Annotated in this window: 8 protein-coding genes; 3 read left to right on the plus strand and 5 right to left on the minus strand. The window is 41.8% G+C overall.

Annotated elements, in window-relative coordinates:
* Nucleotides 1-37: 37 nt before the first annotated feature.
* Together hrpA and L3V77_RS07350 are read left to right on the plus strand one after the other, a co-directional pair.
* A complete protein-coding gene (gene hrpA / locus L3V77_RS07345) occupies nt 38-3973 on the plus strand; it encodes an ATP-dependent RNA helicase HrpA (RefSeq protein ID WP_275136417.1) in 3936 nt (1311 codons plus the stop codon).
* Nucleotides 3974-4066: 93 nt separating this feature from the next.
* Nucleotides 4067-4543: an outer membrane beta-barrel protein gene (locus L3V77_RS07350; RefSeq protein ID WP_275136418.1), complete on the plus strand. Its 477-nt coding sequence runs from the start codon at nt 4067-4069 to the stop codon at nt 4541-4543.
* Nucleotides 4544-4593: 50 nt separating this feature from the next.
* Here L3V77_RS07350 and L3V77_RS07355 read toward each other — a convergent pair.
* The 4 genes from L3V77_RS07355 to L3V77_RS07370 all read right to left on the minus strand — a co-directional run bounded on the left by L3V77_RS07355 (nt 4594) and on the right by L3V77_RS07370 (nt 9138).
* A protein-coding gene (locus L3V77_RS07355) for an IS3 family transposase (protein ID WP_275135865.1) occupies nt 4594-5828 on the minus strand; the annotation gives its coding sequence in 2 pieces (ribosomal slippage) (nt 4594-5477 and nt 5477-5828; 1236 coding nt in all).
* A gap of 106 nt (nt 5829-5934) precedes the next feature.
* Nucleotides 5935-6909, minus strand: coding sequence for a TAXI family TRAP transporter solute-binding subunit (locus L3V77_RS07360; RefSeq protein ID WP_275136419.1), 975 nt, complete (start codon nt 6907-6909; stop codon nt 5935-5937).
* Between the two features lie 64 nt (nt 6910-6973).
* Nucleotides 6974-7804 carry a 3-keto-5-aminohexanoate cleavage protein gene (locus tag L3V77_RS07365; RefSeq protein WP_275136420.1) on the minus strand — a complete coding sequence of 277 codons (831 nt, stop codon included), beginning with the start codon at nt 7802-7804 and terminating at the stop codon, nt 6974-6976.
* Nucleotides 7805-7806: 2 nt separating this feature from the next.
* A complete protein-coding gene (locus L3V77_RS07370; protein ID WP_275136421.1) occupies nt 7807-9138 on the minus strand; it encodes an aspartate aminotransferase family protein in 1332 nt (443 codons plus the stop codon).
* Between the two features lie 387 nt (nt 9139-9525).
* Between L3V77_RS07370 and L3V77_RS07375 the strand changes: the two genes are divergently transcribed.
* Nucleotides 9526-12021, plus strand: coding sequence for a cache domain-containing protein (locus L3V77_RS07375; protein ID WP_275136422.1), 2496 nt, complete (start codon nt 9526-9528; stop codon nt 12019-12021).
* 201 nt (nt 12022-12222) lie between these two features.
* Here the strand turns inward: L3V77_RS07375 and L3V77_RS07380 are convergent, their stop codons facing one another.
* On the minus strand, nt 12223-14493 hold the full coding sequence (locus tag L3V77_RS07380; protein ID WP_275136423.1) for a YgiQ family radical SAM protein: 2271 nt from the start codon (nt 14491-14493) through the stop codon (nt 12223-12225).
* Between the last annotated feature and the right edge of the window lie 19 nt (nt 14494-14512).

Genomic DNA, 14512 nt, shown 5'->3' on the forward strand with positions numbered 1-14512 from the left:
ACAATCGGCGCAATTTCAAGTTAGGTAGGTTATCTCGTTGACATCGTCACAATCGAAATCTCAATCGCACGGCGTTGAGAACGAAAAAAACAGACACAACAGTGCAGCGCAACTAAGAAATGCACTGAAAGATTGTTTGATAAAGGATAGATTTAGATTATCTAAGCGTATTCATGGTGCTAGCCGCATTAAAAATGCACATTCAATGAATGCGGTTTTTGATGAGATAACACTCGATATTGCGAAGTCTATGATGAAGGTGCAAGAGCGCCAGTCAAATAGTGCAACCATCGATTTTCCAGAACAACTACCAGTTAGCCAAAAACGAGCCGATATTGCTAAAGCTATCGCTGAGAATCAGGTTGTTATTGTTGCTGGGGAAACAGGTTCGGGTAAAACCACACAGCTTCCAAAGATATGCAGTGAGTTAGGCCGGGGAAAATACGGTTTAATAGGTCATACACAACCGCGTCGTTTAGCGGCTCGCTCAGTTGCCAATCGAATAGCCGAAGAGATGGAAACTGAACTCGGTGAATTTGTTGGTTATAAAGTTCGATTTAACGATCAGATTTCTGACAATACCCAGATCAAATTAATGACTGACGGCATCTTGTTAGCGGAAATTCAGCATGATCGATTTCTTAATCAATACGACACTATTATTATCGATGAGGCGCATGAACGCAGCCTTAATATTGATTTTATACTTGGTTATCTTCGAGAGTTACTCCCACGGCGCCCCGACTTAAAAGTCATTATCACATCGGCAACCATTGACCCAGAACGCTTTTCTAAACACTTTTTTAATGCACCGATTATTGAGGTGTCGGGTCGAACTTTCCCTGTAGAAACTCGATATCGACCACTAAATAGCGATGACGCGGATGATAGAGATCAGCTTGAGGGCATTTTTGAAGCGGTAGATGAACTCGTGGACGAAGGTTTAGGGGATATTCTTATCTTCATGAACGGTGAACGAGAGATACGGGACACCGCAGATGCTTTATCTAAAAGAAACCTCCGTGATACGGAAATAGTGCCACTCTATGCAAGGCTATCCTCTGGCGAACAAAATAAGATATTTCAACCTCATGCGGGGCGTAGGATTGTTCTTGCTACCAATGTGGCAGAGACCTCTCTAACCGTACCGGGCATCAAATGTGTTATCGATCCTGGTACGGCACGTATCAGTCGATATAGCTATAGAACAAAGGTTCAGCGTTTACCGATAGAAGCGATTTCTCAAGCAAGTGCTAACCAACGTAAAGGTCGTTGCGGGCGCGTAGAGGAAGGGATATGTATTCGGCTTTACTCAGAAGAAGATTTCGAATCCCGTCCTGAGTTTACCGATCCAGAGATTTTGCGTACTAACCTTGCTTCCGTTATCTTGCAAATGACAGCGCTAGGGCTAGGTGATATTCAAGCATTTCCGTTTGTGGAAGCTCCGGACAAACGCAACATTTTGGATGGTGTACGTTTGCTAGAAGAGCTAGGCGCGATGAATGCAAGCAGCAGTGATACGAAAAAACAGCTAACCGCAATCGGTCGCCAAGTCGCTCGTCTCCCTATAGACCCTCGCTTGGCGCGAATGGTGATAGAAGCGCCCATGTTTGGTTGCTTGAAAGAGGTAATGATTATCGCTTCTGCGCTCTCGATACAAGATCCAAGAGAGCGTCCGTCTGACAACAAACAATCGTCAGATGAAAAGCATCGTCGTTTCTTTGATAAAGAATCTGATTTTGTCACGTTGATCAACCTTTGGAATTATATTCAGGAGCAGCAGAAAGCGCTCTCTTCGAATCAATTCAGAAAGCAGTGTAAACAAGACTATTTAAATTATCTTCGAATCCGTGAGTGGCAGGATGTTTATTTCCAGCTTCATCAGTCTATGCGGGAAATGGATACCAAACTAAATGACAAACCAGGTGATTATCAAGGAATCCATAGTGCGTTACTTGTTGGTCTGCTTTCTCATATTGGTGTGAAGGATCAGGAAAAGAATGAGTATCAAGGGGCTCGTAATGCGCGATTCCATATTTTCCCTGCCTCAGGTTTGTTTAAGAAACAACCAAAGTGGGTGATATCGGCTGAGCTCGTTGAGACCTCTAAGCTGTGGGGACGGGTGGTTGCGAAAATTCAACCTGAATGGATAGAGCCGTTAGCAAAACACCTGATAAAGCGCAGCTACAGTGAACCGCATTGGTCCAAAAAACAAGGTGCCGTAATGGCATCGGAAAAAGTGATGCTTTATGGCATTCCTATTGTGCCTAAAAGGCTGGTGAACTACGACTCTATTGATCCAGTGATATGTAGAGAGATATTTATACGTAGTGCTTTAGTCGAAGGCGAATGGGAAACCAGACATGCCTTTTTCAAAAACAACCGCAAGTTGTTACTCGAAGTCGAAGAGCTAGAGCACAAATCTCGTCGTAGAGATATCTTGGTTGATGATGACGAACTGTTTGATTTCTATGACCAACGCATTGAAACCGATGTTGTATCTGCAAGGCATTTTGACAGTTGGTGGAAAAAAACCAGCAAAACGAATCCAGAATTACTCAACTTTGAAAGAGAGATGTTGCTTAGAGGTGATGCGAGCCACATAACCGATCTGGATTATCCGAATTTCTGGCATCACAACAACATCAAGCTGAAATTGAGTTATCAATTTGAACCTGGAGATGATACGGATGGCGTTACGGTGCATATACCGTTACCGATACTTAACCAAATTGACAATTCTGGTTATGATTGGCAAATTCCAGGCTTACGAAAAGAACTGGTCATTAGTTTAATCAAATCGTTGCCTAAAACGCTGCGACGTAATTTCGTGCCAGCGCCAAACTATGCGGATGCATTTTTGGCACGTGTCACGCCGTTCGAGGCCCCGTTGCTCGACTCCCTAGAAAAAGAGTTACGTCGTATTACCGGTGTAGAAGTATTAAGAGATGATTGGAAGTTGGATCAAATTCCGGAGCATTTAAAGATCACGTTTCGCGCGGTAGATCAACATCGACGTAAACTAAAAGAACATAAGGATTTGCACGAACTAAAAGAGAGCCTTAAAGAACAAGTGCAGAAGACGCTTTCGCAGGTTGCTGATGACGATATTGAACAACAGGGTTTGCATACTTGGAGTTTTGGTGAGCTTCCGAAGGTGTATCAGCAAAAAAGAGGGGGATTTGAAGTAAAAGCCTTTCCTGCAATCGTTGATGGCAAAGATAGTGTAGAAATTAAGCTCTTTGAAACGGAACATGAACAAGAGTCAGCAATGAAAGCAGGCCAGCGACGATTGATACTGTTAAACGTACCATCCCCTATTAAGTATTTGCACGCAAACCTCCCGAATAAATCCAAGCTAGGGTTGTATTTTAATCCCTACGGTAAAGTAATGGATTTGATTGATGACTGTATTGCTTGTGGGATAGACAAGCTTATCGAGCAAAAAGGTGGGTTGGTTTGGGACAACGATCAATTTGAGCTTCAAAAAGAGTTCGTTCGCGCAGAGCTCGGTGATACGGTTGTTGATATAGCGAAACAAGTTGAAACAATCTTGACGACAGCATTTAATATCAATAAGAAGCTGAAAGGCAAGATTGATTTTACAATGGCGTTTGCATTATCGGACATAAAGTCTCAGGTTGAAGGGTTGATTTTCAAAGGGTTTGCTACAGAATGTGGGTGGAAAAAACTGCCGGATATCCTTCGTTACTTAAAAGCGATTGAGAGACGAATGGAAAAACTGCCTATTGACCCTAATCGGGATCGTCTGCAGATGTTAAAAGTAGAAGCGGTTTATAATGATTATCGTGAACTTCTCAATAAAATACCGAAAGGTGTGGTAATTCCTGATAATGTTAAAGAGATCCGTTGGATGCTGGAAGAGTTACGGGTGAGTTTCTTCGCGCAGCAACTCGGTACACCTTATCCTGTGTCTGACAAGAGAATAAAAAATGCGATAGGGTCATGTTAGGCAAGGAAATTGCAAAGTATGAAACTATTCAAGAATTGAGCGTATGAGCGGCAATATTATGCCACCTGCGGTTTACAACAAAGAAGGTAAGGTATGAAAAAGACTTTATTAGTCCTAGCATTAGCAAGTTTTGCAACATCAGTGTCTGCTGATTCACTGATTTATGGTGGAGCGATGGTAGGTCAGTCTGATTATAGTGGTGAAACGGCGACATCGGCCGAGATTCACATAGGTACAGGTTTATTACCATTCATTGGTGTTGAAGCTGGTTATATTGACCATGGGACATTCGACATTGGTGCAGACGAGTTTTCTGCTGATTCAATATACGCGGCGATTCGACCAAGTATGGATTTTGGACCACTTCATGTTTATGGACGCGTTGGTGCTCATTCTTGGAATTCAGAACTCGGCGCGGTGAAAGATGATGGTGTCGATCCAATGTACGGTGTTGGTCTTGAATACTTCGTATTTGGTCCTCTTGCCATTGGTGCTGCATACCACGTTTATAAAATGGACAACGACGACGTCAAAAACCTATCGTTGACCGCGACGTTCCATTTTTTATAAACACCTTGTGAGAGCAGTTTAGTGTCCCGTCCTAAAATACGTTGACGGTTTTAATAGAAGGTCAGAAGCTTTTCGCTCTGACCTTTTTTGTGCACCTCGTTTGGTGTCTTCATTCCCAAGCTTAAATGCGGTCTCATTTCATTATATATCTGTATTGATTCATCAACGAGCAGTTTTAATTCATCAAGTCCTCGGCACTTGTACAACAAAAACTCCTGTTTCAGTATGCCATTTATACGCTCTGCAAGGGCATTTTGATAACAGTCATACCCATCTGTCATCGATGGCTTAATTCCGCTTCTTGTCAATGCTGTCTGATAAACACCAGAGCAATATTGTAGTCCTCTATCTGAATGATGAATGGCATTACGGCTGTATTGCCGATTCTTGACGGCCATATTCAGTGCTTTGACGACATCTGTTGCCTTCATCTCGTTACTTAATTCATATCCCATTATTTTCCTGCTGTAAGCACCAGTGACCAAAGACAAATAATGTACTCCTTGCTCTGATTCCACATAAGTAATATCGCTAACAAATACTTCTTCAGGTGTTTTGGGGGAATGCTCTTTAAGTAAGTTCGGATGCTTGCGCATCCAGTGGTTACTATTCGTCGTTTTCGTATAACTTTTACGAGGTTGGACAAGCATTCCTTGTTCTCTTAAGTAACGAAATAACCCATCCCTACCAAGCTTGATACCTTGTTTTTCCAGTTCTGGCTTAATTAGTTGGTAAAGCTTTCTAGCCCAAATTCGTGGCATATATTTGCGCCAGTACATCACGCACTCTCGAACAGGTTCGAGTTTCTTAGCTCTATTTTGTATCCGTTTGATCGCTTGATAAACACATTGAGCAGTCATCCCTAGAGCGCGACAAGCAGGAGCGAGTTTTACTTGTCCCTTTTCTTTGGCTTGCCAGAGGGTTCGGATAAGTACTTTTTTCTTAGACCTGCCCCGTATTCTTTATCCATGATATCAACCATCCCATTGAGGACGATATTCTTCATTTTCTCTTCTTCTAGTTGACGTTCGAGGCGCTTGATTTTTTGAGTTGGAGTCTCTTTTAATTTAAGCATATTGGGTACATAAATTGGTTTCGACCAATCTAGTTTACCATGCTTTCTTAACCACACGAGCACGGTGCTGCGCCCCTGGATGCCATAGTATTTTTGAGCTTGCTTGTAGGTGAAATCGCCTTTTTCAACTTGATTGACTACTGCCAATTTAAAGCCTAATGAGTAATCTCTTTGTGAGCGTCGAGCTCGGTTGGGTGTTGGATTGTCCATTTTAAAGTCCTCAATGTGTAAACACATTTCAGGACGAGACAATAGAATAAAAAAAAGCCTAACAGAAAATTGTTAGGCTTTTTATTATTTGTTATCGACATGAATCTTACTTAAGAAGACCGGCTTCTTTGTAGTATTTTATAGCGCCTGGGTGAAGAGGAGCTGAAAGACCGTCTTTGATCATTTCTTCTTTCTTCAAGTTTGCAAATGCAGGGTGAAGCTTCTTAAAGGTACTGAAGTTTTCAAATACTGCTTTCACAATAGCATACACAACATCATCAGAAACAGACGTTGAAGATACAAAGGTAGCACCGACACCGAAGGTCTCCACGTCAGCATCGTTACCTGTATACATGCCACCTGGTACTGTTGCAGTACGGTAGAAGCTGTTGTCTGCTAGAAGGCCATCTACTTCTTTACCATTTACGGTAACGATGACGCTATCACAAGAAGTTGTTGCTTCTTTGATTGCACCACTTGGATGACCAACTACGTATACCATCGCATCGATTTTGTTGTCACAAAGTGCTTTAGATTGTTCCGAAGCTTTTAGCTCTGAAGCCAACTTAAAGTCATCTTTTGTCCACCCGTATCTTTCCATTAATACTTCTATTGTACCGCGCTGACCTGAACCTGGATTACCAATGTTAACTCGCTTACCTTTTAGGTCTGCGAATGTTTTGATACCGGAATCAGCACGGGCAACAACAGTAAACGGTTCTGGGTGAATCGAGAATACAGCACGAAGTTCCTTAAATGGACCTGCATCAGCAAACTTGCTTGTACCATTGTATGCATGATACTGCCAATCAGATTGAGCAATACCAAGATCTAGTTCACCAGCACGGATAGTGTTGACGTTATAGATTGAACCACCTGTACTCTCTACAGAACAGCGAATACCATGTTCTTTCTTAGATTTGTTAACGAGGCGACAAATTGCGCCACCTGTTGGGTAGTAAACCCCAGTTACGCCACCAGTACCGATTGTGACGAACTGATCGGCTGCACTGACAGCAAAAGAGGCACCCATAAGAACGGTTGTGGTTGTAGCGGTTAATAGGGTCTTAATTCGAGACATAGTAATTCCTTTTATGTGTTTAAATTATCCATCTAACTAAGTTAACAAGCCGCTAAGACGGCAATTAATCTGTTAACGCACTGCGATAACTGTGCGCATTATGCCTATTTATTCCAAGTAAATCTGTTAGCTCCTTAATGTTATCAACTTGTGAAGCATTATTTTTTGCGATAAGCCCCAGATTATTAAGATGATTATTTTCGAATCCAACTCGAACATCGGCACCTAAAAGCATAGCAGTTATCAAACATTTTTGCTCTTGTACGCCAAAAGCGCATACGGCCCATCTATGGGAGTTATCCAACAACTTGTCGGTAAGAAATGGAACTAGATCTCTTGGTGAAGACTGCAATGTCTTGTGGTATCGACCTAAAACAAGGAGTGTATGGTGGTTTTTATTGGGCAAAACACCGCTTTTGAGTAATGAAAAATACAGTGCGATATCGTCAACGCTATAGAGTATGTACTGCGCGATCATGCCGACGTCAGCCACCCATTGGAAAAACGGCTTAGCTTTGTCCAAATGAGCGTCATTTGGGATCAACTCTTTTAAACCAAATGATGCCGCTTCAGGTTGCGTGTGCCTTATTAATTCCATTTGTTGCTTTGGTGTATACATACCAATAGCTTCTGTCGTGAGCTGAACAATGATGCTGTCACCTACCGCTGCTGTCACGGCGTTCATTACCTGAATGTTGTCGTCGATGGCTAATGAATGCTTACCATTACTATCTCGTGCATGTAAATGAACCATTGCGGCGCCTGCATCTCGACAGGCGATCACCTCTGTAACGATTTGATCTACAGTGATAGGAAGAGCGGGGTGGTCCTGTCGAGTTTTCCTCGCGCCATTGGGAGCGACAATAATGGCGATTTTATTGTTGTCATTTTCCATAACTAGCTCCATGTCGACGATGCTTCTTGTAGGGACAATTTTAGTTTGTCTACAAGTTCGTCCAGTTGTGTATCTTCGATGATAAATGGAGGGGCGATCAATATATGATGGCCATGTTTCCCGTCTATCGTTCCTGCCATGGGATAACACATTAATCCATTTTTCATTGCGGCTTGTTTGATTGTCTTGTTCGCCTGAGTAGATACGGCTAACGGGCTTTTATCTTCTTTGTTGGCAACCAACTCAATAGCCAAAAATAGCCCACGACCTCGTATGTCTCCTACGTAGGGTAATGGTAGCAAAGCATTCTCAAGTTTTTGTTTAAGTTTACTACCTAAATCAGATACTTTAGCAAGTAATTGGTCGTTGATTATGGTTTTTATGGTGGCTAATGCTGAGGCGCAAGCCATGGGATGTCCCATAAAAGTGTGCCCGTGCTGAAAAAAACCACTCCCATTGGCAATCGTGTCATAGATTTCATCGCTTGCCACAACAGCACCAATAGGCTGATATCCAGCGCCTAGGCCTTTCGCCATAGTCACAATATCTGGAATGATGTCGTCTTGTTCAAAAGCAAAGAAGGTTCCGGTACGACCAACACCACACATTACTTCGTCAAGGATCAACAATACGTCATATTTATCGCATATCTGTCGAATTCTCTTGAAGTAACCTTGTGTAGCAGGCACCGCTCCGGATGTGGCACCCACCACGGGTTCCGCAACAAAAGCCATAATGTTCTCTGGCCCAACTTCTAGGATTGTAGTCTCAAGTTCATTAGCAACGCGAATGGAGTAATCGTGCTCTGTTTCCTCTCTTGCTTGGTCACGGTAGGCGTAACAAGGACTTATGTGATGTGCATTATTGAGCAATGGTCTAAATGGCTCTCGTCGCCATTCATTCCCCCCCACAGATAACGCGCCTAATGTATTACCGTGATAGCTTTGACGCCTTGCGATAAACTGGCTTTTGTCTGTTTGGCCTTTCTCAACAAAGTATTGCCGAGCCATTTTTAATGCAGATTCGACGGCCTCAGAACCTCCGCTGACAAAATAGACATGGTTGAGAGATGCAGGGGCAAGGTCAGAAATTAATGTGGCGAGCTCTTCACACACGTCACTGGTAAAAAATCCCGTATGAGCATAGGGAATAGTGTCGAGTTGATGTTTAATTGCATCTTTGATAGCAGGGTGGCTGTGACCTAAATTAGATACTGCGGCACCACCGCAACCATCGAGATATTGTTTTCCCTCAGTATCATAGAGGTAAGCGCCAACACCATGAGAAACATGTGGTAGTTTTGTATGGCAATGCCTGTGGAATACGTGACTCATTTTCTAATCCCTTGCGATTCGAACATTGATGATTATTTAATCATAGTGCCGTATATTCAATTCAGTTCAACTGAATAATAATACCCCCCTATTACAAAATGGAATAACCAGAATCAGTACGATGTTTATCCAATAAATGCCAACAGTATTGTCGGTTCCCAAATGAGGCATTTGTCACAGCTGGCTATTATTTTTGAGCCTAGACCTAAGTCAAAGTGCCAATGTGACGTATTAAACTATAATAAAAATAATCACATAGAGATCTGGCTATGGCCGTTAGATAACATTGGCTAATAAATGAGATAAAAATAAACGTTTTGAGATCTATGAAAGGGTCTAGTGCTATTGATTGCCTATACTTATTAAGTAATTAAAAGATGGATTGCTATGTCCTCACTTAACGATAATAAATTGCTCAGATTGATTCGATTTGCACCGGTAGTGTTGATCGCGATTTTTGCGTTATCTATTAATTTTGTTGTTATTCAAGATAACCGATTAAAAGCCCAGCATAGTATTGATTCATTGCGTGACGAAACGATTGATAGGCAGAAAGAAAGTATCCGTCAACATATCGATTTGGTTGTAAATGAAATACGTTATCAGAAAACCCAGACTCGAAAATTGCTTAAGCAGCAGGCAAAAAATAGAGTGGAAGAAGCCTACGCAATAGCCGCTAATATATACCGAACTAATCAGAGTAAATCTACGGCCGAAATTACCCAGTTAATATCTGAAGCATTAAGACCGATTCGTTTTTTCAAAGGACGAGGTTATTTTTTTATTTTTCAAATGGATGGTGTCAATATCATGCATGGCCTACGGCCAGAGATTGAAGGGAAATCGGGGTGGAATAGCCAAGATATTCGCGGAGCTTTCATCCTCAGAGAACATATCAAACTCGTCGAAGAGCATGGTGAGGCGTTTTATCGTTGGTGGTACCCAAAACCAGGTGAAGAAAAGGCAAAAGAGTTCGAAAAAGTAGGGTTTGCAAAACGTTTTGAACCATACAACTGGTTAATTGGTACAGGCGAATACCTTGTTGATGTAGAACACGACGTGCAAAATCAGGTTTTGGAATGGCTCACCGACTACGGTTACGACGCTCAAGGCTTCGTTTTTGTATTGGATAAAGAGGGCAAAATTCTGTCCCATCGAGATCATCGTTATATTGGTTCATATCTAGCAGATGTGGATGAAAGTTCGCATTTGGACATGAAAAGCATGAACTTTCAAACCGAGCAAGGTGGTGGTTTCCTTCGATATGGTGTTCCTCTTAACTACGGCAACAACGACACCCAAGAAAAAATCAGCTTTGTAAAAGGGTTAGATGAATGGGGTTGGATCATTGGCACTGGATTTTACGTCGATGATTTCGAACAGTATTTACTGGAAAAAAAGGCCATTCTGCAACAACAAAACAACAGAGAATCGCTAAAGGTTATTAGCCTAAGTGCGATCCTTACTATATTAGTTACTCTTGTGTCATTGTTACTCAGCAATATGATTGCGACTAGGTTTTACAAATTTCAGTCGCGAATCAATAGCGATTTTGATGAACTAGAAAATGTGAAGAATCGAATGCAGCATATGGCATTACATGACGCTCTTACCGGGTTGCCTAACCGTTTGTTGTTGATAGAAAATATTACTCGTGGAATAGAATCTGCTAAGAAAAGTGGAACTGAGCTGGCGGTTATTTTTGTCGATCTAGACGATTTCAAAAAAGTGAATGACCTCTACGGTCACTCTTCTGGTGACAAACTATTGGAGGTAATAAGTCGTAAGTTTGAGACTATCTTAGGGCCGATGGATACGGTTTCTCGTTTTGGTGGTGATGAATTTATCTTCTGTTTGCCAGAGTTGAGTGGAACTGAGCAGGCAATAGATATTATTAAAGAGATTAAACAAGTATTTGACGATCAATTTGTGATCAATGGAAAAATCTTTCACACCAATTGCAGTATAGGCGTCAGCATGTTTCCATCTGATAGTGATGATGCCGAATCTTTGATCCGCAAAGCCGATATTGTCTTATATAAGTCTAAAGCGATTCAAAAAGGCGAGGTGATGTTTTATGACAGCACCATCAATGAACAGATTCAATATGATTACATGATAGAAGAGGAGCTTCGTCGGGCAGTATGCAAAGATGAAATTTCTGTTCATTATCAACCGCAAATTGATGTAATGACTGAAACATTAGTTAGCGTAGAGGCACTGGCACGTTGGAGCAATGAAAGGTTAGGTATGGTTTCTCCTGTGAAATTTATCGCTATAGCTGAAAGTGCTGGTTTGATTGAACAGATCGGTCAGTTTGTATTTCGTCGTGCCTGTGAAGATATCATGTCTATATCGCCAAATGGCGAAGACGCGATTGATATTTCAGTAAATATCTCGCCAAAACAGTTAGTAATGCCTGGTTTTGCCAAGCGGCTATTAGAAATCATCGATGATGTTGGTATTTCAATTGAAAGAATTACGTTAGAAATTACCGAAAATGTACTGATTGATGATGTTGATATGGTCACGCCGATCTTGCATCACCTACGTAATTTAGGTTTCGGTATTTCGTTAGATGATTTTGGTACGGGTTATTCATCGCTAAGTTATCTAAATAGCTTACCCATTACAGAGATAAAAATAGATCGATGCTTTGTGGATAAGATATTAGTGAGTACTCAAAGCAATACTTTAATCAAAGCGATTATTGCGATTGGTCAATCTTGTGAAGTGAAGGTCGTCGCTGAAGGGGTAGAAACGAAGGACCAATATACAAGATTGGTTTCTTATGGCTGTAATCTGGTCCAAGGTTATTATGTGGATAGGCCTTTACCTATTGATAAACTCAGATGTAGAGAAGTAGGAAGAGTCAGTGCCTAGCTTTATCGGTTATACACTTGTCGTTGGGCCTACGCCTATACTTTGATCGTGTGACGGCCTGACCACATTATCTACTAGGTTGTCTCCTCTCAAGTCGCCGAGGTGATTTTAAAGGGACTGGAGGAAGTAAATGGTCAGATAAAAAAAGCACTGAGACATTCAGTGCTTTTAGTTTGATGGTTATGTGGAACGCTTTTATCGCTAGTCGGATTTTTTACTCTTTTTAAACTGATTGCTACTAAAGCGGGTTAACCCTGGGTTACTTTTACCCCGTGACTTATTATCGCCTCGTTTTTGGCCAAATGACGTTTTGTTACCATTTGTATTGTTCTTACCTTTTCGATTATTACTGTTCTTTTCACCACGAGTCTCATGCGGCACAAGGCATTCAGGGCCGCTACCAATGAGTTTGTTGGCCAATCCCAATTTACTAAGCGCTTCTCTAATCAGCCCCCAATTATTTTGATCGTGGTAACGTAAGATAGCCTTGTGCAAGCGTCTTTGTATCGTCCCTTTTGGAACTGGAACCGCTGGATTTTCTTTACGAATTTTATTTAAAGAGTCTATCTCAGTGTGGTATATCGTTGTCGCGTTTGCTAAAGGAGACGGATAGAAATTTTGTACTTGGTCTAACTTGAAATTATTCTGTTTTAACCATAGTGCTAAGTTAACCATATCCATATCTGTCGTTCCTGGGTGTGCAGATATGAAGTACGGAATTAAAAATTGTTTTTTACCAGCAAGTTTTGAGTAATGCTCAAACATTTGCTTAAATTCGTTGTATGAACCCATTCCAGGTTTCATCATTTTAGCGAGTGGCGCTTCCTCTGTATGCTCAGGCGCGATTTTTAGATAACCGCCGACATGATGAGTCGCCAGTTCTTTGACATATTCCGGATCTTTGATGGCGAGATCGTAACGTACACCGGAAGCAATTAAAATTTTCTTAATGCCTTTTACTTTACGTGCTCTACGATACAAATCGATGGTTGGCTTGTGGTCGGTATCCATATGCCCACAGATAGTGGGCCAAACGCAGCTAGGGCGACGACATGTCGCCTCTGCTTTTGCGCTTTTGCAACGCAGCTGATACATATTTGCTGTAGGTCCACCCAGATCTGAAATGACACCAGTAAAGCCAGGCACTTTGTCACGAATATCTTCAATCTCATCAATGATCGACTGCTCAGAACGGGACTGAATTATTCTACCTTCATGTTCTGTGATACTACAAAATGAACAACCGCCAAAACACCCTCTCATAATATTGATTGATGTTTTGATCATGTCATAAGCAGGGATTTTCGCATCACCATAGCTTGGATGAGGAACTCGGGCATAGGGCAGAGCGAAAACACCGTCCATTTCTTTTTCAGATAGTGGAAGAGCCGGTGGGTTCAACCAGATCATTCGATTTCCGTGAGATTGAACTAATGCGCGAGCACTTGCAGGGTTCACTTCTTGGTGAAAAATCCGAGAGGCATGGGCATACAGTGATTTGTTATTACTTACTTGTTCATACGAGGGAAGTTTAACGTAAGTCATCTCCCACGGTTTAATCTTATTCTCCCAAGATTTGTTCTGGTACTGACTGATTTGTATTGGTACGGCTTCTTTTGTAACGTCCGTGGAATTGACTCTTGTAGGTTTGGTAACAATTGTCGCGCCTGACGCTGTGACTTCATCCTGTTTATCACAATTTGATGGCGTCATGTCTTGATACGGACTAGGAATAGGATCAATTTTTCCCGGTCTGTCAATGTTACGAGAATCAATACCACGCCAACCTGGTAAGGCTGTTTTGACGGCAAATGCAGTACCACGAACATCGGTAATGTTTTTTACATTTTCACCCTGAGCGATACGATGAGCAACTTCTACTAATGGACGCTCGGCATTACCATAAACTAGAATGTCTGCTTTAGAGTCAAATAAAACACTACGGCGTACTTTATCGGACCAGTAATCGTAGTGGGCGATACGGCGTAAACTTCCTTCAATACCTCCAATGACAACGGGAACTTCTTTAAAAGCTTCCTTACATCGTTGAGTATAAACAGTCACCGCTCTATCAGGACGTTTTCCACCTTCGTTATTGGGAGTGTAGGCGTCGTCATGCCGCATACGTCGTTCAGCCGTATAGCGATTTATCATTGAATCCATGTTACCAGCGGTAACACCAAAAAATAGATTTGGTCTACCTAATGTCATAAAGTCGTCTTTCGAATGCCAATCTGGTTGGGCAATGATACCAACCCTAAAGCCTTGAGATTCAAGCATTCGGCCAATAATCGCCATACCAAAAGACGGATGGTCAACATAGGCGTCACCAGTGACTAAAATGATGTCGCAGCTATCCCAGCCTAAGTCGTCCATTTCTTGTTGTGACATAGGGAAAAATGGCGCAGTGCCGTAACATTCAGCCCAGTATTTTGGATATTCGAACAGCTCTGTTTTTGGTAATGGGATCATGAAATGACGTAACCTTCAT

It is taken from the genome of Vibrio sp. DW001, assembly GCF_029016285.1.
Classification (GTDB): domain Bacteria; phylum Pseudomonadota; class Gammaproteobacteria; order Enterobacterales; family Vibrionaceae; genus Vibrio.